The sequence below is a fragment of the uncultured Paracoccus sp. genome, from assembly GCF_947487305.1.
Taxonomy (GTDB): domain Bacteria; phylum Pseudomonadota; class Alphaproteobacteria; order Rhodobacterales; family Rhodobacteraceae; genus Paracoccus.
The window spans coordinates 128,997-151,236 of sequence record NZ_CANKWH010000008.1 but is presented as its reverse complement, the minus strand read 5'-3'; the positions used below and the strand labels follow the sequence as shown (position 1 = coordinate 151,236).

17 protein-coding genes and 1 tRNA gene are annotated in these 22,240 nt (G+C 66.3%); 10 read left to right on the top strand and 8 right to left on the bottom strand.

The window, feature by feature from the left end:
* The first annotated feature begins 105 nt into the window (after window positions 1-105).
* The 7 genes from Q1A36_RS11865 (at window position 106) to Q1A36_RS11835 (ending at window position 7,552) form a co-directional block, all read left to right on the top strand.
* Window positions 106-179: transfer RNA gene (locus tag Q1A36_RS11865), tRNA-Cys, on the top strand.
* Window positions 180-253: 74 nt separating this feature from the next.
* Window positions 254-1,471 carry a glycosyltransferase N-terminal domain-containing protein gene (locus tag Q1A36_RS11860; protein WP_299844001.1) on the top strand — a complete coding sequence of 406 codons (1,218 nt, stop codon included), beginning with the start codon at window positions 254-256 and terminating at the stop codon, window positions 1,469-1,471.
* An 11-nt stretch (window positions 1,472-1,482) separates the two neighbouring features.
* Window positions 1,483-1,911: a DUF1178 family protein gene (locus Q1A36_RS11855; protein WP_299843998.1), complete on the top strand. Its 429-nt coding sequence runs from the start codon at window positions 1,483-1,485 to the stop codon at window positions 1,909-1,911.
* Window positions 1,912-2,544, top strand: a complete 633-nt coding sequence (locus Q1A36_RS11850; protein ID WP_299843995.1) for an SDR family NAD(P)-dependent oxidoreductase — start codon at window positions 1,912-1,914, stop codon at window positions 2,542-2,544. It abuts the gene before it with no gap.
* A 116-nt stretch (window positions 2,545-2,660) separates the two neighbouring features.
* Window positions 2,661-3,917, top strand: a complete 1,257-nt coding sequence (locus Q1A36_RS11845; protein ID WP_101753420.1) for an aspartate kinase — start codon at window positions 2,661-2,663, stop codon at window positions 3,915-3,917.
* 65 nt (window positions 3,918-3,982) lie between these two features.
* The gene (gene ptsP, locus Q1A36_RS11840) at window positions 3,983-6,229 is read left to right on the top strand and encodes a phosphoenolpyruvate--protein phosphotransferase (protein ID WP_299843991.1); all 2,247 of its coding nucleotides are present in this window, start codon (window positions 3,983-3,985) and stop codon (window positions 6,227-6,229) included.
* 81 nt (window positions 6,230-6,310) lie between these two features.
* Window positions 6,311-7,552, top strand: coding sequence for an AGE family epimerase/isomerase (locus tag Q1A36_RS11835; protein ID WP_299843988.1), 1,242 nt, complete (start codon window positions 6,311-6,313; stop codon window positions 7,550-7,552).
* A gap of 3 nt (window positions 7,553-7,555) precedes the next feature.
* On the opposite strand, the gene Q1A36_RS11830 is transcribed toward Q1A36_RS11835, so the two are convergent.
* Genes Q1A36_RS11830 through Q1A36_RS11815 form a run of 4 tightly spaced genes read right to left on the bottom strand, consistent with a single transcriptional unit; the run spans window position 7,556 to window position 11,163 of the window.
* A complete protein-coding gene (locus tag Q1A36_RS11830; RefSeq protein WP_299843985.1) occupies window positions 7,556-9,061 on the bottom strand; it encodes a tripartite tricarboxylate transporter permease in 1,506 nt (501 codons plus the stop codon).
* Window position 9,062: 1 nt separating this feature from the next.
* Window positions 9,063-9,494 carry a tripartite tricarboxylate transporter TctB family protein gene (locus Q1A36_RS11825; RefSeq protein WP_299843982.1) on the bottom strand — a complete coding sequence of 144 codons (432 nt, stop codon included), beginning with the start codon at window positions 9,492-9,494 and terminating at the stop codon, window positions 9,063-9,065.
* Window positions 9,491-10,456 (bottom strand): tripartite tricarboxylate transporter substrate-binding protein, encoded by a 966-nt coding sequence (locus tag Q1A36_RS11820; protein WP_299843979.1) that lies wholly within the window; start codon window positions 10,454-10,456, stop codon window positions 9,491-9,493. The genes Q1A36_RS11825 and Q1A36_RS11820 overlap by 4 nt, the downstream gene beginning before the upstream one ends.
* 32 nt (window positions 10,457-10,488) lie before the next feature.
* Entirely contained in the window at window positions 10,489-11,163 is a 675-nt protein-coding gene (locus tag Q1A36_RS11815; RefSeq protein ID WP_299843976.1) for a GntR family transcriptional regulator, read from the bottom strand.
* A gap of 79 nt (window positions 11,164-11,242) precedes the next feature.
* Here Q1A36_RS11815 and Q1A36_RS11810 point away from each other — a divergent pair, with 79 nt between their 5' ends.
* The 3 genes from Q1A36_RS11810 to Q1A36_RS11800 all read left to right on the top strand — a co-directional run bounded on the left by Q1A36_RS11810 (window position 11,243) and on the right by Q1A36_RS11800 (window position 14,514).
* Window positions 11,243-12,196 (top strand): hydroxymethylglutaryl-CoA lyase, encoded by a 954-nt coding sequence (locus tag Q1A36_RS11810; RefSeq protein WP_299843973.1) that lies wholly within the window; start codon window positions 11,243-11,245, stop codon window positions 12,194-12,196.
* Window positions 12,189-13,367, top strand: a complete 1,179-nt coding sequence (locus Q1A36_RS11805) for a CoA transferase (protein WP_299843971.1) — start codon at window positions 12,189-12,191, stop codon at window positions 13,365-13,367. Before Q1A36_RS11810 ends, Q1A36_RS11805 begins: the two co-directional genes overlap by 8 nt.
* 100 nt (window positions 13,368-13,467) lie before the next feature.
* On the top strand, window positions 13,468-14,514 hold the full coding sequence (locus tag Q1A36_RS11800) for an AbrB family transcriptional regulator (protein ID WP_299843968.1): 1,047 nt from the start codon (window positions 13,468-13,470) through the stop codon (window positions 14,512-14,514).
* Between the two features lie 17 nt (window positions 14,515-14,531).
* On the opposite strand, the gene Q1A36_RS11795 is transcribed toward Q1A36_RS11800, so the two are convergent.
* From Q1A36_RS11795 to Q1A36_RS11780, 4 genes are all read right to left on the bottom strand, one after another.
* Complete coding sequence (locus tag Q1A36_RS11795; protein WP_299843965.1) at window positions 14,532-15,863, bottom strand: HlyD family type I secretion periplasmic adaptor subunit; 1,332 nt, start codon at window positions 15,861-15,863, stop codon at window positions 14,532-14,534.
* The gene (locus Q1A36_RS11790) at window positions 15,860-17,800 is read right to left on the bottom strand and encodes a type I secretion system permease/ATPase (protein WP_299843962.1); all 1,941 of its coding nucleotides are present in this window, start codon (window positions 17,798-17,800) and stop codon (window positions 15,860-15,862) included. Before Q1A36_RS11790 ends, Q1A36_RS11795 begins: the two co-directional genes overlap by 4 nt.
* Complete coding sequence (locus Q1A36_RS11785) at window positions 17,797-19,863, bottom strand: hypothetical protein (RefSeq protein WP_299843959.1); 2,067 nt, start codon at window positions 19,861-19,863, stop codon at window positions 17,797-17,799. The genes Q1A36_RS11790 and Q1A36_RS11785 overlap by 4 nt, the downstream gene beginning before the upstream one ends.
* Before the next feature lie 112 nt (window positions 19,864-19,975).
* Entirely contained in the window at window positions 19,976-22,195 is a 2,220-nt protein-coding gene (locus Q1A36_RS11780; RefSeq protein WP_299843955.1) for a hypothetical protein, read from the bottom strand.
* Between the last annotated feature and the right edge of the window lie 45 nt (window positions 22,196-22,240).

The following is a 22,240-nucleotide window of genomic DNA, read 5'->3' as shown; positions in this document are numbered from 1 at the left end:
TCAGTCTGGATACCTTATTGGCATGAAAGGCGCGGGGGGGCAACGCACTCAATCGCGGCTTGCAAGGTGCGCGGCGATCCAGTATCCCCTGCCCGATCGAAGGACGGTGGGTTGGCGGAGAGGTTACGCACCGGATTGCAAATCCGTGAAGACCGGTTCGATTCCGGTACCCACCTCCACCTTCGATGATCTCGGCCTTGCCTCGGGCCAGCGCAACACCGCCTGACCCCGGCCGTTCCATGATCCTGACCCGATGATCTTCTCTGCCACGACCCGCCTTGCCGAGACGGTTCTGCATGGCCGCCTGTTGTTTGGCGGTGCGGCGCGGCTGCGCGCACGTATGATGCCGGACGTGTTACCTGCGCAGGCCGAAATCTGGGTCCATGCGGCTTCGGTGGGCGAGCTGAATTCGGCTTCGGTGCTGATCGAGGCGCTGGCCGCGCGGCATTCGGTGCTGATCACCACGAACAGCGAAACCGGGCTGGAACGCGCGCGCTCGCGCGGCTGGCCGGCGGTGCTGGCGCCGCTGGACCTGCCGGGAACGCTGGGGCGGTTTCTGGATGCGGTGCGGCCAAAGGTGGCGGTGACGGTGGAGGCCGAGCTGTGGCCGACGCGCGCCCGGTTGCTGGCCGAGCGCGGCATTCCGCATGTGATCGTCGGCGCGCGCATGTCGGAGCGTTCCGCCCGGCGCTGGTCGCGCCTGCCGGGGCTGATCGGTCCGGTTCTGAAAAACGTCGCGGCACTCTCGGCGCAGGATGCGGGCAGCGAGGCGCGGTTGCGGACGCTTGGCCTGCCGCTGCAGGCGGTCCAGCCAAGGCTGGATTTAAAGTTGCTGGCGCCCTCGCGGGTTATGCCGCCTGCCCCCTCGACGGATCGCGACCGGACGGTGCTGGCCGCCTCGACCCATCCCGGCGAGGATGAGCCGATCCTAGACGCTTGGCTGGCGGCGCGGGAAGGAATACCCGGTTGCCGGCTCATTTTGGCGCTGCGCCATCCCGACCGGGCTGATCAACTGGCGGCGACGCTGGTCACGCGCGGGCTGGCGTTCAGTCGGCGCAGCGCGGGGGCTGAGGATCACCCGCTGCTGCTGGCCGATACCCTGGGCGAAATGCCGCTCTGGTATGACCGCGCGGGCATCTGCATCACCGGCGGCTCGCTGGTCGATCATGGCGGCCATACGCCTTGGGAACCCGCAGCCCATGCTGCGGTCATCCTGCACGGGCCGCATGTGGCGAATTTTTCCGATGCCTATGCCGCACTGGATCAGGCCGGTGCGGCGCGGCGCATCGATGCATCGAGCCTGCCCGCCGCGCTGGCCGGTCTGCTGGCCGATCCCGCTGCCGCGCGGGACATGGGTCAAGCGGCGCGGCGGGTGCTGGCCGAGCGTGCCGGTGATCCGGCCCCGCTGCTCGATCTCATCGGCAATCTTGTGAAACCCGGCGCGACTTCCGATATATTGCGGGAAAGGTAAGGATTGATCGCATGATCCGCTATGCCCTGCGCTGCAAGGAAGGCCATGACTTCGAGGGCTGGTTTCGCTCGTCCGAGGGGTTCGAGACGCTGCGCGCTGCCGGTCAGGTCAATTGCACCCTCTGTGGCGGCAGCGATGTCAGCAAGGCGCTGATGGCACCCGCCGTCCCGGCAGAGCGCAAGGGCGGCGCGACCGTGCCGAGCCTGAACCAGCCGCAGGGCGAGCGCGAAGCGATGCTGGCCAAGCTGCGCGAGCATGTAGAAACCACTTCGGATTATGTCGGCCTGCGCTTTGCCGACGAGGCCCGCGCCATGCATGAGGGCCGTAGCGAAACCCGTTCGATCCATGGCGAGGCCCGCCCCGAAGAGGCGCGCAAGCTGATCGAGGATGGCGTGCCCATCGCCCCCCTGCCCTTCATCCCGAAACAGAAAGCCAACTGAATGACCGTTCTGATTACCGGCGCCAATCGCGGGATTGGTGCTGCGCTTGTGTCCGCCTATGCCGCCCGTGGCGAAACCGCCATCGGCACCGCCCGCAAGTCCGCAAACGGCCTCTGGCCGCTGGATGTCACCCGGCCCGAGGAGTTCGCGGCATTGACTGACCGGCTGGCGACGACCGACCTGTCGCTGCTCGTCTGCAATGCCGGCATCTACAGCGACAAGGGCCGCACGCTGGAGGATCTGGAGCCCACGATCTGGGCCGAGGCCTATGCCACGAATGTCACCGGCGCTTTCCTGACCATCCGCGCCTGCCTGCCGGCGCTGACGCGCGGCAAGGGCAAGATCGCGCTGATCAGCTCGGCCATGGCCTCGGATGCGCGCGCGCCGGGCGGGGCCTATATCTATCGCTCCAGCAAGGCGGCGCTGCTGAACCTGGGCCGCAACCTTGCCAAGGATCTGGAAATTCCGGTGGGTATCTATCATCCGGGCTGGGTGCAGACCGACATGGGCGGCTCGGGCGCGGATATCACCGTGGATCAGGCGGTCGATGGGCTGGTGGCGCGGTTTGACGAGCTTTCGCCGCAGACCACCGGCATCTTCCAGTCCTATGACGGAACGCCGATCCCGTTCTGAACCACGCGACGGCAGAGGGGCATCGGGCTTATGTCGCACCCTTTGCCCCTTGCCCTTTCCGGCCCCCGCCCATAAAAGCCGCGCGGATGATTTGAACCCTGCGCTGGAGGCATGAAATGCCGCTTCTGGTCATGAAATTCGGCGGCACCTCGGTGGCCGACCTTGCCCGCATCAAGAACGCTGCCGAAAAGGTCAAGCGTGAGGTGGAGCGTGGCTATGACGTGATTGTCATTGTCAGCGCCATGTCGGGCAAGACCAACGAGCTGGTGGGCTGGGTCGAGGCGACCTCGCCCCTGTTCGACGCCCGCGAATATGACGCTGTGGTCAGTTCCGGCGAGAACATCACCGCAGGGCTGATGGCCCTGACCCTGCAGGAAATGGACGTGCCGGCGCGCAGCTGGCAGGGCTGGCAGGTGCCGATCAACACGACGGCCCAGCATTCCTCGGCCCGCTTCGTGGACATTCCGCGCAAGAACATCGACCAGAAATTCGCCGAAGGCTTCAAGGTCGCCGTCGTCGCCGGCTTTCAGGGCATCGGCCCCGATGGCCGCGTGACCACGCTTGGCCGAGGCGGCTCGGATACCACCGCCGTCGCCTTCGCCGCCGCCTTCGGCGCCGAACGCTGCGACATCTACACCGATGTCGACGGCATCTATACCACCGACCCCCGCATCACCTCGAAAGCCCGCAAGCTGGGCAAGATCGCCTTCGAGGAGATGCTGGAACTGGCCAGTCTCGGGGCGAAGGTGCTTCAGACCCGCTCGGTCGAGCTGGCAATGCGCTATAAAGTGCGGCTGAGGGTGCTATCCTCGTTCGAGGATACCGACGAGAACTCTGGCACGCTGGTCTGCGATGAGGATGAGATCATGGAATCGAAAGTCGTCAATGGCGTCGCCTATTCGCGCGACGAAGCCAAGATCACGCTGGTGACGGTCGAGGACCGGCCGGGCATTTCCGCCGCGATCTTCGCGCCGCTGGCCGAGGCCGGCGTGAACGTGGACATGATCGTCCAGAACATCTCGGAAAAGGACTACGAGGACCATCCGGGCTCGGTCACCGATATGACCTTCTCGGTCCCGGTGAACCAGGTCGAGCGTGCCAAGCGCGCGATGGAGCAGGCGCGTCAGTCGGGCATCATCAGCTATGACGAGCTGGTCGTGGATATCGACGTGGCCAAGGTCAGCGTCGTCGGCATCGGGATGCGCAGCCATACCGGCGTCGCCGCCCGCATGTTCAAGGCTCTGGCTGATGAAAATATCAACATCAAGGTCATCTCGACGAGCGAGATCAAGATCTCGGTGCTGATCGATCGCAAATATATGGAACTCGCCGTGCAGGCCCTGCATGATGCGTTCGAGTTGGAGAAAGCCTGACCGAGCGTAACTGAGGCAGGGCCCGCACCTGCCCCCGCGTCAGGCCGGACCGTTCTGGGGGGATGATGCCGCACCGCAAGGACAGTGATTCACGCAAGCTGCTCAGGCGGCTGCGCGATACATTGGGCTCGGCCGGCGGCAGTCAGGACCGCCTGGACAGCATCACCCATGACATCGCCGATTCGATGGGCACGCAGGTCTGCTCGATCTACCTGTTCCGCGACGGTGACACGCTGGAACTGTGCGCGACCGAGGGGCTGAAGCCCGAATCCGTCCACAAGACCCGGCTGCGGCTTGGCGAGGGCCTGGTCGGCCGCGTCGCCCGCACCGGCCGCAACATCAACACCGCCAATGCCCCCGCCGAGCCGGGCTTCCGCTTCATGCCGGAAACCGGCGAGGAGATCTTTCCCAGCTTCCTCGGCGTGCCGATCCAGCGCGTCGGCGAGAAACTGGGCGTGCTGGTGGTGCAGTCGCGCGAGGCGCGTCTGTTTTCGGAAGACGACATCTATGGCCTCGAGGTCGTGGCGATGGTGCTCGCCGAGATGACCGAGCTGGGCGCCTTTCAGGGCAGCCAGACCGATGCCCTGCCGCTGGAACACCGCTTCCCTGTCATGTTCCGGGGTGCCACCGGGCAGGAAGGTGCCGCCGAGGGCCGGGTCTGGCTGCACGAGCCGCGCGTCGTCATCGCCAACCCGGTCGGCGACGATCCCGAGACCGAATCCGCCCGGCTGAATGACGGGATCGAGAAGCTGCGCGAGCGGGTCGACAAGCTGTTGGCAGAGACCGAGGCCGAAGCCGACAGCGACCATGTGCAGGTGCTGGAGGCCTATCGCCTGTTTGCCCATTCGCGCAGCTGGCTGGCGCGGATGGAAGAGGACATCCGTCGCGGCCTGTCCGCCGAAGCCGCTGTCGAGAAGGAACAGTCGCTGGCCCGCGCCCGGCTGGAACGGGCCGCCGATCCCTATCTGCGCGACCGGTTGCACGATCTGGACGACCTGTCGAACCGGCTGCTGCGCATCCTGACCGGACAGGGCAACGATACCGGGGCCGAACTGCCGGAGAACCCGGTGCTGATCGCCCGCAACATCGGTCCGGCGGAGCTGCTGGATTATGGCCGCCGGTTGAAGGGCGTGGTGCTGGAAGAAGGCTCGGTCGGCAGCCATGCCGCCATCGTCGCCCGGGCGCTGGCGATTCCACTGGTGATCCACGCCGCCCGCATCACCAGCGAGGCGCTGAACGGCGATCCGATCCTGGTCGATGGCGATCAGGGCGTGGTGCATCTGCGCCCCGAGGACACCGTGGCCGCCGCCTTCCGCGACAAGATGGCGATGCAGGCCGAGGCACAGGGCCGATATGCCAGCCTGCGCAACTTGCCCGCCACCGGCATCTGCGGCACCACCATTCATCTCTACATGAATGCCGGGCTGATGGCCGACCTGCCTTCGCTGGAAAATTCCGGCGCCGAGGGGGTGGGCCTCTTCCGCACAGAATTGCAGTTCCTCACGCGCAGCAAGGTGCCGCGGCGGGCAGAGCTGGCGGCGATCTATGCCCATGTGTTGGACAGCGCCAAGGGCAAGATCGTCATGTTCCGCACGCTGGATATCGGCTCGGACAAGGTGCTGCCCTATATGAAGCCGCAGGACGAGCCGAACCCGGCCATGGGCTGGCGGGCGATCCGCGTGGGTCTGGACAAGCGTGGCGTGCTGCGGATGCAGCTGCAGGCCCTGATCCGCGCCGCCGTTGGCCGGCCGCTTTACGTGATGTTCCCGTTCATCGCCGACATCACCGAGTACGAGGCCGCCTACAAGATCCTGATGGAGGAGCTGGCGCGCGAGAAACGCCTTGGCCACGCCATGCCAAGCGACATCCGCGTGGGCGCCATGCTGGAAACGCCGTCGATGGTCTATGCGCCCAAGCGCTTCTACGAGATGTGCGATTTCATCTCGATCGGCGGCAATGACCTGAAGCAGTTCTTCTTCGCTGCCGACCGCGAGAACGAGCGGGTGCGCCGGCGATACGACACGATGAACACGTCCTTCCTGAACTTCATCGAGCAGATCGTGCAGCGCTGCGACGATGCGCGGGTCGCCCTGTCCTTCTGCGGCGAGGATGCCGGCCGCCCGGTCGAGGCGCTGACCTTTGCCGCGCTTGGCGTGCGGCGGCTGTCGATGCGCCCGGCCTCGATTGGTCCGGTCAAGCATCTGATCCGGCAGGTCTCCATCGCTGATCTTAAATCGGTGATCGATGAGGCGCGGAACGCCGGCCAGACCAACCTGCGCCGCACCGTGACCGAGTGGCTGGCCCGGCAATAGGGCGGCACCACCCGGTTCAGACCCTATTCAAACACTGCGCGGCTGCCGGTAGGGTGGCGGCATCGCCCTGGGGGAACCATCATGTCGCAACCGCTCGCCTCGTCCGAAACTGGTCCATGGCTGGATGATCCGGCGCACCGCGCCTATCTGGTTGCCGATGCCCGGCGCCAGCTTGATTTCTTCGATGCGAGCCTTGGGCGCGCGGGCGGTCTGGCGGTGCTCGACTATGCCGGCGGCCCCCTGCCCGGTCCGCAGGAACTGCACACGACCACGCGCCTTGTTCACAGCTATGGCCTCGCGCAGATCGCCGGACGACCGGATCACGCGGGCATCATCGACCGTGGCATGTCCGATCTCTGGACCCGGCACCGCGACAGCCAGCATGGCGGCTATGTCTGGTCGGTCGACAGCGAAGGCGTGGCCGATGGGGTGAAGCTCGCCTATGGTCATGTCTTCGTGCTGCTCGCCGCCTCGACCGCCAAGCTGGCCGGGCATCCCGATGCCGACCGGCTGCTGGCCGATGCCTCGGAGGTATTGGACCGCCATTACTGGGACGATCAGATGGGGCTGTTCCGCGACGAGTTCACCCGCGACTGGCAGGCCTTCTCGACCTATCGCGGCATGAACGCCAACATGCACGGGGTCGAGGCGCTGCTGGCCGCGCATGAGGCGACGGGCGAGGCGCTGTATCTGGATCGCGCCCGGCGGATCTTCGACTTCTTCCTTGGCCGCATCGCGCCCGAGAACGGCTGGCGCATCCCCGAGCATTACACCGAGGACTGGCAGATCGACCGCGATTACGAGGGCAACCCGATGTTCCGCCCCGCCGGCTCGACCCCCGGCCATTCCTTCGAGATGGGCCGGCTGCAATTGCAGCTCTGGGATCTGTCGGGCCGCCCCGATGACGGTGCGCCCGCGCGGGCGCGTAAGCTGGTGCAGCAGGCGCTGGACGATGCCTGGGACGAGCTGCGCGGCGGGTTTGTCTATACGCTGGCACCGGATGGCACGGTGGCGCGGCGGGCGCGTTACTGGTGGCCTGTGACCGAGGCCATCGGGGCGCTGGCGGCCTTCCAGAAGCTCGATCCTCAGCCGGGCGACGAGGACTGGTATCGCCGCTGCTGGACCTTCGCCGACCGGCATCTGATCGACCATGCGCGCGGCGGCTGGATTCCCGAACTGGATGATGAGGACCAGCCGGCCAAGGCGCAATTCGCCGGCAAGCCCGACATCTACCACGCCTTGCAGGCCGATCTGCTGCCGCTGGCGGCGGGCCTGTCCCATGCCATCAAGGCTTTGAAGGACAGCCGGCCACTGGCCGGCTGAGCCTCAGTCTTCGCTGACCGGCATCTCTGGCTCCTTGCTCCGGCGCGTCAGCCAAAGCGAGAAACAGAGGAAAGCCGCCGTCACGGCGTAGAGCCCGATGGCAATCGGGCTCTGGAACAGCACCATGAAATCCCCGCCCGAAATCGACAGCGCGCGGCGCAGGTTGTTCTCCATGTCCATGCCCAGCAGCAGGCCCAGGACCACCGGCACCAGCGAGAAATCGAGCTTGCGCAGCACGAAGCCGAGGATGCCGAAGCCAACCATCACCAAGAGGTCGAAGGCCGCATGGGTGATGGCGTAGACGCCCAGATAGCTGATTGCCACCACCAGCGGCATCAGGATCCAGGCAGGCATTCCAAGGACGCGGGTGAAAAGCCCGATCAGCGGCAGGTTCAGGATCAGCAGCACGAAATTCGCCAGATAGAGCGCGGCAACCAGCCCCCAGACCAGGTCCGGGCTGCGCTCGAAGAGAAGCGGCCCGGGCTGGATGTTCAGCGAGATCAGCATCGCCAGCATCACCGCCGTCGTCCCCGATCCCGGCACGCCAAGTGTCAGCATCGGGATCAGCGCACCACCGCTGGCCGCGTTGTTGCCAGCCTCGGGCGCGGCCACACCACGCGGATCGCCGGTGCCGAACGTGCCCTTGTCGCTCAACCTCTTCTCGAAGCTGTAGGACATGACCGCCCCCAGCGAAGCCCCCGCCCCTGGCAGGATGCCGGCGATGAAGCCGATGATCGATCCGCGCAGGCTGGCGCCCAGCCCCTCCTTCACCCGGGTCAGGCGCGGGAACACCCGGCCCGGCGGCACCAGCCCACCGCCATGGGCCTTTTCCTCGAGGAAGAACAGGATCTCGGAAATGGCGAAGAGGCCCACCAGCGCGACGATGGGATCGAAGCCGTCGTAAAGGTTGAAGCTGCCAAAGGTATAGCGCGCCACGCCGGTCGAGGGGTCCAGCCCCACCGTGCCCAGCATCAGCCCCAGCAGCGCCGCCAGCAGCGTCTTCCTCGGGTCGGTGCCGGTGATACCGCCGATGGTGGCGAAGGCCATGACGTAAAGCGCGAAGTAATCCGCCGGCCCGAAATAGATCGCGGCCTTGGCCAGCAGCGGTGCGAAGAGGGTCAGCCCGATGGTCGCCAGCGTCGCGCCGATGAACGAGGCCACGCCCGAGATCGCCAGCGCATCCGCCGCCTGCCCCTTCTTCGCCATCGGATAGCCGTCGAGCGTCGTCATGATCGCCGGCTCGTCACCCGGGATGTTGAGAAGGATCGCGGAGATGCGCCCGCCATACATGCAGCCGTAATAGACGGCGGAGAGCAGGATCATCGAGGACGTGGCATCAAGCCCGAAGGCGAAGGTCAGCGGGATCAGGATCGCCACGCCATTCACCGGGCCAAGCCCCGGCAGCGCGCCGATGAGCGTGCCGGCAAAGCAGCCGGCGACGATCAGCGCCAGGTTGATCGGCAGCGCGGCGACGGCGAACCCGCCCCAGAGTTGCGAAAGAATGTCCATGTCAGCCAAACCATGTGCCCAGAAGCGGCAGGGGCAAGCCCATCAGCCGGTCGAACAGGATGTAGAGCCCGGGCGCCGCGAGCGCCGCCGTGAGGAACCCACCGACCGGCGGTGCACCCATCAGCAGGCCTAGCCCAAGGATCGCGGCAAAGCTGGTCGGCACGAAGCCCAGAGGCTCCAGCAGCAGCGCGTAACCCAGAAGCAGGGCAATGGCTGTCGCCTGACGGATCAGTCCGGCGCTTCCCGCCCAGTCCGCGCTGTGCTGCGGCCAGATCATCAGCGTGAGGCCCAGAAGGATGGCCGGGATGCCGATCACGCGCGGAAAGATCGCAGGCCCCAGCGGGTCGCCGAAGCCTGCGGTATATCCTGCCGACAACCAGACATAGCCGGTTGCCAGCAGAAGGAAGAACAGCCCGGCCAGCCGGTCGGTCACTGGATGACGCCGATCTGGCGCGAGATCTCGGCCATCTGCTGTTCCTGCTCGGTGACATAGGCGGCGAATTCCTCACCACCACGCCAGATCGGCTCCAGCCCGCTGGCCTTCGCCGTCTCCTGCCAGGCGGGGCTGTCATAGAGCGTCTTCAGCTTCTCGACCCAGGCGGCGTAATCCTCATCGCTGACGCCGCCGCCGGTATAGAAGCCGCGCCAGTTATAGCCGGTCACGTCATAACCCTGCGACTTGGCGGTGGGCAGGTCGGGAAAGGCCGAAATCGGCTCGTCCGACAGCGCCGCCAGAACCCGGATGTCGCCCGATTCGACGAAGCCCTTGATCTCGCCCAGATCAGTCGAGACCAGCCCGACCTGTCCGCCCATCATCTGCGTCACCGCCGGGCTGCCGCCGTCGAACTGAACCCAGCGGATCTTGTCCAGCCCCTCGACCCCGCCGGCCTGAGCCAAGAGAAGAAGGCGGATGTGATCCCAGCCGCCCGCACCCGACGAGCCCGAAGTGACCACCGAGGTCGGGTCTTCCTTCAGCCGCGCCATCAGGTCGTCGAGGCTCTGGATCTCGCTGTCCTTGGCCACCGCGATCACCCCCACATCGGCGCCGAGCATGGCGAGCCAGCGCATCGCATCGGTGCCGGCGGGGTATTTGCCCTGCGCGATCTGGGTAATGCCGACGGTCGAGGTGGCGACCAGCAATTCGGGATCATCGGCGCGCTTGCCGGCGACATTGGCATAGGCGACCGCCCCTACGCCGCCCGGCATGTTCGTCACCTGCACATTGCCCTCGACCAGCTTCTCCTCGGACAAAAGCCGGCCCACCTCGCGGCAGGTGAAATCCCAGCCTCCGCCGGGATCAGCCGGCGCAATGCATTCGGCGGCACCTGCGGGGACAGCGACCAGCAAAGCCGCCGCCAGACCTGCCACGCGCAAGCCGTTCAATGTCGAGATCATCCTATCCTCCCTTGATGAATCTTGCGTCCAATTCACACCACGCCGCGGCGACCGATAAAGCGCCTTGCGTTTTCAATGGCTTGCAGAACCTCGCGCCGAACCGCCGCCGAATGGGCCAGCACCGCCCTTGCCGCCCCCTCGGCATCACCGGCCTCGATCAGGTCCAGAATTTCTGTGTGCTCGCGATGCGTCGTCTTCCGCCCCTCCTCCGAGGCGAAGGATAGCCAGCGCGCCCGGAGCGTGCGCAGGGTCACATCCTGCATCGCCGTTACCAGACAGCGGTTGCGCGACAGCTGCGCGCAGCGGACGTGGAAATCCAACCCCATCTCCAGCCAGCGTTCCGGGGTGAACTCGTCATGGCTCAGGTTGATGCTGCTGCGGATGGCAGCGATCTCGTCGGGCCGGGCGAGCTTGGCGGCCAGCCGCACGGCCTCGGGTTCGATGATGTCGCGGAAGGCAAACACCTCGTCGATCTCGGCGATGTCGAAAGGCGCGATGGCATAGCTGCGCCCGTCCCGCACCACCAGCCCGTCGCGCAAGAGATGCAGCAGCGCCTCGCGGATCGGCGTGCGCGAGACCTCGAACTGCTGTTCCAGCGCACGCTCGCTGATCGCCTCGCCGGGCACCAGATCCAGCGACAGGATGGCAAAGCGCAGCCGGGACAGCAGGTCCCGCTCTTCGGTCTGATGCGCTGTCTCTGCGATCATTGACGCCTCCCACCACATCGGTATACCAATCCGGCATCCAATTGCAACGCCGTTTGCCGCCACGAGGGAGGAGGACCAAATGGGCCAGAGGATCGCGGGCTTTCCCAAAACTGCCGTCATCACCGAGGTCGGGCCGCGCGACGGCTTGCAGTCCGAGGCGGAATTCGTCCCGACCGTGCGGAAGATCGCGCTGATCCAGTCGCTGCTGGATGCCGGGCTGCGGCGCTTCGAGATCACCTCTTTCGTCTCTTCCCGCGCCGTGCCGCAGATGCGTGATGCCGCCGAGGTGATGGCCGCCTTTCGCGACCGCGACGACGCCCACCTGACCGCGCTGGTCCCGAACCTGCGCGGCGCGTCGGCGGCGATCGAGGCCGGGGTGGATGCGATGGTGCTGTTCGCCTCGGCCTCGGAAAGCCACAACCGCAAGAACGTGAACCGCAGCCGCGCCGAATCGCTGGCCGGTTTCGCCGAGATTGCCCGGCTGGCCGAGGGCAGCGGCACGGCGCTGCAGGGCGCCATCGCCACCGCCTTCGGCTGCCCGTTCGAAGGCGATGTGGCGCTGTCCGCCGTTCTGGATCAGGCCAAGGCCTATCGCGATCTGGGCATGACCCATATCACTCTTGGCGACACCACCGGCATGGCAACGCCGGCGCTGGTCATCGACTGGGTTCAGGCGCTGGCCGAGGCCGTGCCGGGCGTCGAGATCGCGCTGCATTTCCACAATACCCGCGGCGTCGGGCTGGCCTGCGCCTATGCCGGGCTGAGCCAGGGCGTGCGGCACTACGAATCGAGCATCGCCGGGCTTGGCGGCTGTCCCTTCGTGCCGCGCGCCACCGGCAATGTCCCGACCGAGGATCTGGCCTATCTGCTGCAGGAGAGCGGGGTCGAGACCGGCACCGATCTGGACCGGCTGATCGAGGCCGCCGCGCTGGCCGAACATCTCGTCGGCCGCGAATTGCCGGGGCAGATCATGAAGGCCGGGCCGCGCCTCAAGACCGCATCCATGGACAGCGTGAGGACCGCCAATGGCTGAACCGCTGAAAGGCCCGTTGGACGGGCTGCGCATCATCGACCTGACAAGGGTGCTGTCCGGCCCCTTCTGCACCATGATCCTTGGCGATCTGGGGGCCGATGTCATCAAGATCGAGCCGCCGAAGGGCGATCCTGTGCGCGCGCAGGGCACCATGACCGAAGGCCATTCCGGCTATTTCGCCGGCTTCAACCGCAACAAGCGGTCGGTGGTGCTGGACCTCTACAGCCCGGCGGGCAAGGCGGCGCTGCACCGGCTGCTGGCGGATGCCGATGTGCTGGTCGAGAATTTCCGCCCCGGCACGCTGGAGAAGCTCGGGCTGAGCGCCGAGACGTTGAAGGCGATGAACCCACGGCTGATCGTGGCCAGCGTGAACGGCTATGGCAGTCAGGGCCCCTATGTCGACCGCCCGGCCTTCGACTTCATCGCGCAGGCCATGAGCGGCTTCATGGGCGTGAACGGCGCGGCCGACGGCCCGCCGATGCGCGCGGCCCCGCCGGTCAGCGATCTGGTGGCCGGCATCTATGCGGCGGTCGGCATTCTTGCCGCCGTGCAGGGACGCGAGCGGACCGGCGAGGGGCAGACGGTCGAGGTGGCGATGGTGAACGGGCTGTTGAGCCTGATGGCCTATCTGTCGTCGGAATATTTTGCCACGAACGAGCTGCCGCAGCGCACCGGCAACGATCACCCGCTGGTCTATCCCTATGGCCTCTTCCGCTGTTCGGACGGGCAGATCGCGGTCGCCAATTCCCATGACCAGATCCTGCAGCGCTTTCTGGACCGGCTGGATCTGGGCTGGGTCATGACCGACCCGCGCTATGACTGCAATCCCAAGCGCATGGCCGCACGAGAGGAGCTACGCAGCCTGATCGACAGCCGCATGGCCGGCAATACGCAGGCGCATTGGCTGGGCGTGCTGAACGCCGCCGGCGTGCCCTGCGGGCTGGTGCAGGATCTGGCGCAGGTCTTTGCCGATCCGCAGATCGCGGCGCAACAGATGGTGATCGAGACGCCGGTGCAGGATGGCCCGGCGCTGAAGGTGCTGGGCTTCCCGATCAAGCTGGGCAGCACGCCCTGCGCCGTCCATCGCCCGGTTCCCCGGCTCGGCGGCCATACCGGCGAGGTTCTGGCTGAGGCGGGCTTGAGCGCGGCGGAAATCGCCGGGCTGGGCTGAGAGCTGCGCGCCCCCGGGGCAATTGCACCTTTGGCTTGACCCGGCCCGCCGCCCGCCGCACATGCAGTTTGTGCAAGTCGCAGCAGAGTCGCAGCCGGTGATGCCCATTTCCAAATTCCCGCGCGGCGTCATCTGGGCCGTCGCCACGGCCCTGCTGGCCCTTGCCGGCGGTGCCACAGCCACGGCCATCGGCCTCCCCGCCGCCTGGCTGATGGGGGCGATGATCGCCGTCGGGGTGGCGGCCATTGCCGATCTGCCGGTCGGACTGCCGAACCGGCTGCGCGAGGTGGCCTTCCTGCTGCTGGGGATCTCCATCGGCTCCAGCGTCACGCCCGGGATCATCGGCGAATTGCGGGCCTGGCCCGGCAGCATCCTGCTGCTCTTCATCTCCATCGCGGCAACGGTCCTCGTCTCCAGCACCTATCTGCAGCGGGTCCATGGCTGGGACCGGACGACTGCCCGCTTTGCCTCGATGCCCGGCGCCTTCTCCTCGGTCGCCATCATCGCCGCCGAAAGCGATGCCGACCTGCCACGGGTGATCCTTGCCCAGAGTCTGCGGGTCTTTACCCTTGTTGCGCTGATGCCGCCGATCCTGTCGCTGGCCAATGGCGGCGCGGTGCCCGGCAGCCTTGCAGACCTGCCCGAAGTGAACAGTGCCATCGAGGCGATTGCCGTGTTTCTGGCCAGCGCTGTGCTGGCGCTGGTCCTGAACCGGCTGAAGGTCCCCGCCGGCACCTTCCTTGGGGCCATGGTCACCAGTACCGCGCTGCATGCGACCGGGCTGGTGCATGGCCGCTTTCCGCCGGCGCTGGTGATCCTCGGCTTCGTTGCCACCGGCGCGGTCATCGGCGCGCGCTTTCGCGGCACCACCATGACAACCGTCATGCGCACCCTGCCCGGCGCCTCGGTCAGCATCCTGCTGGCGCTGTTCGTATCAGCCGTTTTCGCCACGCTTGGCGCCTGGCTTCTGGGCCTGCCTTTCGGCCAGTTGTGGCTGGCCCTCGCGCCCGGTGGCGTCGAGGCGATGGCGGCAATGGCGCTGGTCCTCAATCTCGAGCCAGCCTTTGTCGGCGCCCACCACATCCTGCGAATCCTTGCCCTGAACCTCGTCGGCCCGTTCTGGCTGCGCGGCAAAGGGCGGAGTTGAGGCGGCCTGGCGACCGCCTAATTCTCGCGGAAGGCGCGCGACAGGCTGTCCTGGATCGGCTTCACCAGGTACTCGGCAAAGGTCCGGGCGTTGGTCTCGATCATCACCTCGGCCGGCATTCCCGGGGTCGGCTGGAAGCCCTGAACCCGCTGCAACTCGGAAGCCGGCAGGTCGATCCGGGCAATGTAGATTTCCTTCGGAATCCCGTCGGCCTCTGTCTTCAGCGCATCGGCCGAGACATAGACCAGATGCCCCTGCAAGACCGGCGTCGTGCGCTGGTTCAGCGAGGTCAGCCGCACCGAGGCCGGCAGCCCGACCTTGACGGAATCGATGTCGGTGCGCGAGATCTGGGTCTCGATCACCAGCGGCGCATCAACCGGCAGGATCTCGAGGATCGCCTTGCCCGGCTCGATCACCCCGCCTGCGGTGTGATAGTTCAGCCGGACGATGGTGCCCGAAACCGGCGAGGTGATCTCGGACCGTTTCAGCACGTCCTGCGCCTTCATCGATTGCTCGCGCACGCTGTCCAGATCGGCTTCGATGCCCTGGCTTTCATCCATCGCCGTCTGGCGGTGCTGGTTGCGGGTCTGTTCGATCTGGCGCTCGGCCTTGCGCACGGTCTCTTCGGTCTCGGCGATGATGCCCCGCAGGCTCTCGGCCTCACCCTCGGCATCGGCCATGGCACGGGACAGGGCATTGACCTCGCTGCGCCGCACCAGCCCCTTTTCAAGCAACTGGCTGCGGCTGGCATGGTCTTCGCTGAGCAGGGCGAACTGTCGTTCGACGGCGACAAGCTGGCCCTGATAGCCGGCAATGCGCGATTTCCCGGCGGTGATGTTGCTGTCGAGGATGGCAATATCGCCCTCGAGCTTGTCGCGCGCGGCGCGGAAGGCAGCCATCTGTTCGGACATGACCAGCGCGACGCTGGGGTCATTCGCGCTTTCGGTCAGGAAATAGGGGAAGCTCATGGTGTCGGCACCTTCGGATTCGGCGCGCAACCGGGCACTGATCGCCTCGAGCCGGGCGCGGCGCAGGTCAAGTTCGCGCTGGTTGGCTGTGGCGGCGGTGCCATCCAGCTTGATCAGCGGCTGGCCTGCGATTACGGCATCCCCCTCGTTGACGAGAATTTCAGCGATGATGCCGCCCTCCAGATGCTGCACGATCTTGTTGCGCCCGGTGGCAACGAAACTTCCCGGCGCCATCACCGCAGCGGCCAGAGGCGCGCGGAAGGCCCAGGCCCCGAAGCCACCGAAGGCAATGACCAGCAACGCAAGCCCAAAGGTCAGGTGCCACCGAACCGAGCGGGGAACGCGGGCGTAAAGCCCGTCATGATCGGGCATCATGGTCATGCGGGTGCTCCACCTTGAGGGGCCATCGGCGGCTGCGGCGGACGCGGTGTCGGCGTGGCGGGCGGACGCTTGCGCTCGGCCAGCTTGTCCAGCATCTGGTCGCGTGCGCCGAACATGGCGATCTGCCCGTCGGCCAGCATCATGATGTTGTCGACATCCTGCAGCAGCGAGTATTTCTGCGTCACCACCACGACGGTCATGCCGTCCTGCTTGGCCAGAGCCATCGCCCGCGACAGCGCCCGGTCGCCCGCCGTGTCGAGATTCGAGTTCGGCTCGTCCAGCACCACCAGCCGGGGGCTGCCGAAGAAGGCGCGGGCCAGACCGATGCGCTGTTTCTGCCCGCCTGACAGCGGCGCGCCGTCGGCGGCCACGATGGTCTCGTAACCTTCGGGCAGCTTGGCGATCATGTCATGCACATCGGCCAGAACCGCCGCCTGGTAGATGTCGGCATCAGGCGCATCCGCCCGCATCCGGGCGATATTGGCCTTGATGGTGCCGGGGAACAGCTGCACATCTTGCGGCAGATAGCCGAGGCATTGCCCCAGCTGCCGCTGGTCCCAGTTGCGCAGGTCCATCAGGTCCAGCCGCACCGAGCCCGAGGTGGGCAGGATCGAGCCGACCAGCATCTTGCCAAGCGTGGTCTTGCCCGCCCCCGACTTGCCGACGATGGCCAGCGAGGTGCCCGGCATCAGCGAGAAGGTGATCGAGTTCAGCACCACCCGCTTGGTGCCATTGGGGACATAAAGCAGCCGCTCGACATCCAGCCGGCCCTCGGGATGGGGCAGATGCAGCCGCTGCGTGTTCAGCGGCGAGGATTTCAGCAGCGTCGAGATGCGGCCATAGGCGGCGCGGGACAGAAGCACGTTGTTCCAGCCCTCGATGGCGCCCTCGATCGGCGCCAGCGCCCGCCCGGCGATGATCGAGGCGGCGATGACCATGCCGCCGGTGATCTCGCCCTGCAGCGCCAGGTAGGCCCCCCAGCCCAGCAGCCCCACCTGCGTAAGCAGGCGGATGGCGCGCGAGATGCCGGCGAACATGATGTTGCGATCCTGTGCGCGCACCTGCGCCGCCATCGACCCGGCGGCATCGCGGCCCCAGATGGTGACGGCCTCGGGGATCATCGCCAGCGCGTTGATGATCTGCGAGTTCCGCGCCATCGAATCAAGATGCAGGTTCGAGCGGCTGAGATGCCGGTTCGCCTCGGCAAATGGAGCATGGGTGGCGCGCTGGTTGATGAAGGCGACCAGCAGCAAGAGGCCCGCCGTGGTCATCACGATCAGCCCCAGATGCGGGTGGACGAGAAAGATGGCAAGGATGAAGACCGGCGCGAAAGGCAGGTCAAGCAGCGACAGCAGCGTGCCCGAGACCAGAAAGCTGCGCACCGTCTGCAGATCGCCAAGTGTCTGATATTCCTGCCCGTTGCTCTGCAGCGAGGCACGCGCCGCCGCCGACAGGATCGGCGCCCCGAGGCGTGCCGAAAGGTCCACCGAACTGCGCAGCAGCATCCCCCGGCGGATCGCGTCGAAGACCACCTGCAACAGCACCGCGCCGACGATCACCACGGTCAGCATGATCAGCGTATCGGTGGAACGGCTGGTCAGCACCCGGTCCGAAATCTGGAACAGGTAGATCGGGATGGCCAGCACCAGCAGGTTCGTCACCGCACTGAACAGCGTCACCCCCAGCACATTTGCCCAGAGCCGCCGCAGGGTGGCGCGCAGGGTGCCGGCAATGTCGGGCTCGCTGACGCGCTTGTGGAAGGCCAGCCCGCCCGGACCTTTCGGCGCGGGCAGGTCGGGCAGACGGCCGGCCTGCTGATCGATCGTCGGCCCGGCGCCCATCTGGGTCGCTTTCGAGGGCGCGCGTCCACCTTCGGGCGGGTCCACGCGCATATCGGGCTCCAGCCGCAGCTGGTCCTTGGTCTTGTCATGGGTCATGCGAGCACGGTTTCCATTGCATCGGCAGAGGGCGCATGGTCAGCGCCGATCGGCCGGAACTCGATATCGTCCATCTCGTCGGTCAACATGCCTTCGGCGAGGAACAGCACCGCCTCGCTGGCCAGCGCCCCGCCTGCAGGCATCAGCGGCGCGTCGGTCGAGATCAGCTCGGCCTGATGCAGCAGGGCGTCCGAATAGACCTCGCCGCCGGCATAGATGGTTGAATCGACGCCGAACTCGCTGATGATGGCCGAATTCACCAGCACGTTCGATCCGGTCAGGATGCTGGTCTGGCCCGGTCCGGCCCCGATGCCATCCATATAGACCTCGATCTGGTCGGAATCGCCCAGCACATTGGTCTGGCGCACCAGGTTGAGCGAGACCAGATCGCCCTTCACATGCAGCACCCGCACCACTTCGAGATCGCGAAGGCTGGGATCGTTCAGCACCGATTGCGACAACACCAGATCGCCATTGGCAGCGGCCGCCAGCATCGCATCCTGATCGGCGGTGGTGTGCCGGATGCTGGTCTCGCCGGTCTGCAGGATACTCGCTTCGTTGGCCAGAAGGTTGTCGCCCGCGCTGACCATCGCATTCCCGCCGCTGACCATGATCCGGTCATCATCCAATAGCACATTGGTCTGCAAAATCGCGTTCAAGTTGATGACGTCGCCTCCGATGACGATGACATCGTAGGACGTGCCCAGCTCGGCCAGCGACACCGTGTTAAACGAGCCGTTCTCGCCCATCAGATAAAGCGTCCTCTCGCCCATGATGGTGATGGCAGTGACATCGTTGTCCGAGACCAGATTGTACTGGTCGATCCAGGCGACGCTGACCAGATTACCCTCGATCGTGGCCGTCGCCCAATATTGCGGCGCATCGCCGGAGCCATCGCGGTCCGGGATCGGGTTCGAAAAGCTCGCATAGCTGGCATAGTTGAGTGACAGCGTCGGATCGCCGGCGCCTGGCATCTCGGCTGGGGTACTCTCTTCCGCCGCGCCCAGAAACGAATCCGCATCGCTCCAGACATTGGTCTGGCTGATGATGTTGTAATTGTAGGCATTCCCACCCGCCACGAGGACAGGGGCGGTGATCCAGGCCTCGGTCAGCGTCACCTGATTGACCAGGGTGTTGTTGCCGTGAACCAGCTCGTGATCGGGGCCGTCATCATCGTCACCCGAATCTTCGGGACGGGCCACGTTCGAACTGGCGCTCTTGGCGTCATTAGTGCCATCGGCCGCGTCCGTGTCTTCTGCTGAATCCTCTTCGTCGCGATAGTCGGGCATCAGGCTGTCGATATCGGGGCGATCGGTGACGACCGCGCCATCCACATACATGCCCGTGACCTGCTCCCCGTGCAGCGTCGTCGCGGTGCCGCCCTCCACCGGCTCATCGGGTGCCGAACTCTGCCGAAATGCCTCGGCGATCTTCAGATAGGAGGCCTCGGTATCGGGATAGTCCACCGTAAGCGTCACGCCCATCTGCGATGCGTGGCCCAGCATCCCGTCAAGCTTTTCCGCCAGCACCTCGGCCTTGACCTCGCCATGGGCCATGCGGTCGCCGTCGACGCGGTCATCATCGTCAAGCCGGTTGACCTGCACCACGATCCCGGCAATCGAACTGGGCGGTGGCAGCTCCCACTGCGGGGGCTCATGCACTTCCGGCGGCTCCGGCGGACCCGGAGGCTCGGGCGGCTCGACGGCCCCGGGAATATTAGGCCCTGCGACGTAGAAATTCTGCAGATCGAGGACCGGCGTGTCGCCCTGTCCCGGTGCTAGCATATCCTGCACAATCGGTTCGGGCGGAAAATAAGGTGCCTCGAAGGACAGCTCGGGCGGCTGCGTCGTGGGCGGGTTATAGCGTATCTGCGGCAACAGATCGCGCAGATCGAACGGGGCTTTCGTCACCAGATCCAGCGGCTCGATGCCGCCCGGATCCACATCCACTTTCAACGCGGCAAAGCGGTCGTAATCGACCCACATCCGCCCGCGTTCCTCGGTAATCTCGAACAAACCGATGAAATGCCAGATCGCCTCGTCGACGGGGTTGATTGTCAGCATGATGACGACCTTCCTTGACTTGGCGGTCCCGCGACCAAGGCGCAGGGACTTCCTTCAAAATCGATCCTGCGCGAAGGGACTCCGCGCAGGATGTTTTCAGTCAGGCGATCACTCAGCCCAGATCGTCGTCGCCGACGTTGGTCGAGTTCAGATCCCCGCCAACCACGGTCATGTCGACCGAGTTGCCCAGGATGTTCGCGCCCATGACGATGCTCTGGTTGAACGCCGTGGTATCCACCAGCGCGTCGGCCGAAGCGGTCGAATTGCCGGTGACATAGCCGTCGTCACCATTGCCCGAACCCCAGCTGCCGGCATCGGCATAACCGCCGTCACCCAGCATCACCTGGCCACCAGCACCGCCATTGCCGCTGTCGGTGTTGATGCCGTCGCCGCCGTCGGCCATGCCGCCGGTCGACCAGGCACCGCCACCGGCACCGCCCGTGGACCAGCCTTCGCCGCCAGCGCCACCAGCGCTGTCAGCCGCACCGCCAGCGCCACCTGCGCTCGCCGCCGCGCCGCCCGTGCCGGCACCGCCGGTATTGGTGCCACCGTCACCGGCACCGGAGCCATCGGCGCTGCCACCAGCACCACCGGCGCTGTCTGCTGCCGCTTCGCCCATGCCATTGGCTGCGCCCGACATGGTCGCACCGGCCGCTGCTGCCGCATCGGCAGCCGAGGCCACGTCGGCCATACCATCGCCACCAGCGCCGCCATTGCCGCCGAGGCCGCCATAGCCGCTAGCACCGCCAGCGCCACCGGTGCTGCTGTTGGCACCACCATCGCCGCTGTCACCGCTGGCACCGCTGTCACCGCTGTCGCCGCTGGCACCGCTGCCACCGCTAGCGCCGCTGTCGCCGCTGAAGCCGCCGGGTGCGCCATTGCCGCCGTCGCCGTCACCGAGTTCGCCGCCCGGTCCACCCGGACCGCCCGGTCCGCCCGGACCCGTCGGACCCGTGGGACCCGTCGGACCCGTCGGACCCGTGGGACCCGTCGGACCGGTCGAACCGGTGCCGCCGCTTGCGCCACCGTCGCCTGTCGCGCCGCCATCGCCGGTGTCGCCACCAGCGCCGCCGTCACCGGCGCCGCCCGTGTCACCGCCGACGCCAAGGCCAAGCGCACCCGAGAGACTACCTGCACCGGCGTCGCCACCCGCGGCATCACCGCTCTGGCCGGCACCGAGGCCAGCCGCCAGCGCGCCCGAGGCACCGCCATCGGCCGAGCCGCCAAGCCCGACACCAAGGCCGACGCCAAGCGCCGCGCCGCCGTCACCGGCGCCACCAGTCGCACCCGAGCCGCCACCGGCACCGCCGGTCGAACCCGCACCGCCGCCGGCGCCGCCATAGCCGGCAGAGCCGCCACCGGCACCCGCATTCGAGGTGCTGCCGGTCGCCGAAGCTTCGGCGCCTTCCGCCATCGCGTCGCCGCTGCCACCATCGGCCGAGCCGCCGCCGCCGCCAGCGCCGCCGCTATTGGCCGCGTTGATGCCTTCCGCCGAGGTGGCCGTGCCGCCATTGGCGCTGCCATTCTGGTTGAAGTCGGCATTGTTCGCGACGGTCGGATCGGACAGCGTGTCCTGATCGTCGAGATTGGCGGACTGCGCCGCCAGGTAGCTGCTGCCGCCGCCACCGTTGAGGACATTGTCGAAGCTCATGTCGCTCTGGGTGCCGATGCCGACAGAGCCGTCACGGTTGACGATCAGGTCGCCCATCGTGCCGGTGCTGTTGTCGAGATCGATATCGGCGAAGTCGTCATCCGACGGCTCCCAGCCATCGAGATCAAGGCCAACGCTGACATTGGTTTCAACATTCGTCGCCACGTCGGTGGCCACGTCGGTATAGTTGTTGGCTTCGTTGGTTGCGCTGTTCGAGGCGTCATTCGACGCATCGTTGGAAGCGTCGTTGGACGCGTCGTTCGCGGCGCTGTTCGAGGCGTCATTCGCAGCGTTGTTCGCGGCGTTATTCGCGGAATTGTTGCTCGAGTCGTTCGCCGCCGAATTGGCCGCCTCGTTGCCAGCCGCGTTCATCGCGGCATTGCTGGCCTCGTTCCCCGCCGCATTCTGGGCGGCATTGGCCGCCTCGTTGCTGGACGAGGATTCCGAGTTGTTGCTGTTGGAGTTCTCGTTCCCGTTGCTGTTGCTGTTGTCGTTCGCATTGCTCTGGGACTGATTCTGATCCTGGCCCTGGCCCTGATCTTGGCCTTGCCCTTGGTCCTGACTCTGTCCCTGGTCCTGCATGTTGGACTGGCTCTGGGACTGGGACTGATCCTGACTCGGATCGGCGGGATCGCTTTCCAGCGGGAAGGCGAACAGGTTCATGTTACGGCTGTCAGCCATTTCACTAGCTCCTGTCGGTGGGCAGGTCCGGCCAAGACATTCGCA

What these genes read in the sequence shown, in the direction of transcription:
- Q1A36_RS11835 (WP_299843988.1), top strand. Translation starts at nt 6,311, where the DNA reads ATGTCGCAACCGCTCGCCTCGTCCGAAACTGGTCCATGGCTGGATGAT.
- ptsP (WP_299843991.1), top strand. Translation starts at nt 3,983, where the DNA reads ATGCCGCACCGCAAGGACAGTGATTCACGCAAGCTGCTCAGGCGGCTG.
- Q1A36_RS11800 (WP_299843968.1), top strand. Translation starts at nt 13,468, where the DNA reads ATGCCCATTTCCAAATTCCCGCGCGGCGTCATCTGGGCCGTCGCCACG.
- Q1A36_RS11820 (WP_299843979.1), bottom strand. Translation starts at nt 10,456, where the DNA reads ATGATCTCGACATTGAACGGCTTGCGCGTGGCAGGTCTGGCGGCGGCT.
- Q1A36_RS11790 (WP_299843962.1), bottom strand. Translation starts at nt 17,800, where the DNA reads ATGACCCATGACAAGACCAAGGACCAGCTGCGGCTGGAGCCCGATATG.
- Q1A36_RS11860 (WP_299844001.1), top strand. Translation starts at nt 254, where the DNA reads ATGATCTTCTCTGCCACGACCCGCCTTGCCGAGACGGTTCTGCATGGC.
- Q1A36_RS11830 (WP_299843985.1), bottom strand. Translation starts at nt 9,061, where the DNA reads ATGGACATTCTTTCGCAACTCTGGGGCGGGTTCGCCGTCGCCGCGCTG.
- Q1A36_RS11805 (WP_299843971.1), top strand. Translation starts at nt 12,189, where the DNA reads ATGGCTGAACCGCTGAAAGGCCCGTTGGACGGGCTGCGCATCATCGAC.
- Q1A36_RS11810 (WP_299843973.1), top strand. Translation starts at nt 11,243, where the DNA reads ATGGGCCAGAGGATCGCGGGCTTTCCCAAAACTGCCGTCATCACCGAG.
- Q1A36_RS11785 (WP_299843959.1), bottom strand. Translation starts at nt 19,863, where the DNA reads ATGCTGACAATCAACCCCGTCGACGAGGCGATCTGGCATTTCATCGGT.
- Q1A36_RS11815 (WP_299843976.1), bottom strand. Translation starts at nt 11,163, where the DNA reads ATGATCGCAGAGACAGCGCATCAGACCGAAGAGCGGGACCTGCTGTCC.
- Q1A36_RS11780 (WP_299843955.1), bottom strand. Translation starts at nt 22,195, where the DNA reads ATGGCTGACAGCCGTAACATGAACCTGTTCGCCTTCCCGCTGGAAAGC.
- Q1A36_RS11845 (WP_101753420.1), top strand. Translation starts at nt 2,661, where the DNA reads ATGCCGCTTCTGGTCATGAAATTCGGCGGCACCTCGGTGGCCGACCTT.
- Q1A36_RS11795 (WP_299843965.1), bottom strand. Translation starts at nt 15,863, where the DNA reads ATGACCATGATGCCCGATCATGACGGGCTTTACGCCCGCGTTCCCCGC.
- Q1A36_RS11850 (WP_299843995.1), top strand. Translation starts at nt 1,912, where the DNA reads ATGACCGTTCTGATTACCGGCGCCAATCGCGGGATTGGTGCTGCGCTT.
- Q1A36_RS11855 (WP_299843998.1), top strand. Translation starts at nt 1,483, where the DNA reads ATGATCCGCTATGCCCTGCGCTGCAAGGAAGGCCATGACTTCGAGGGC.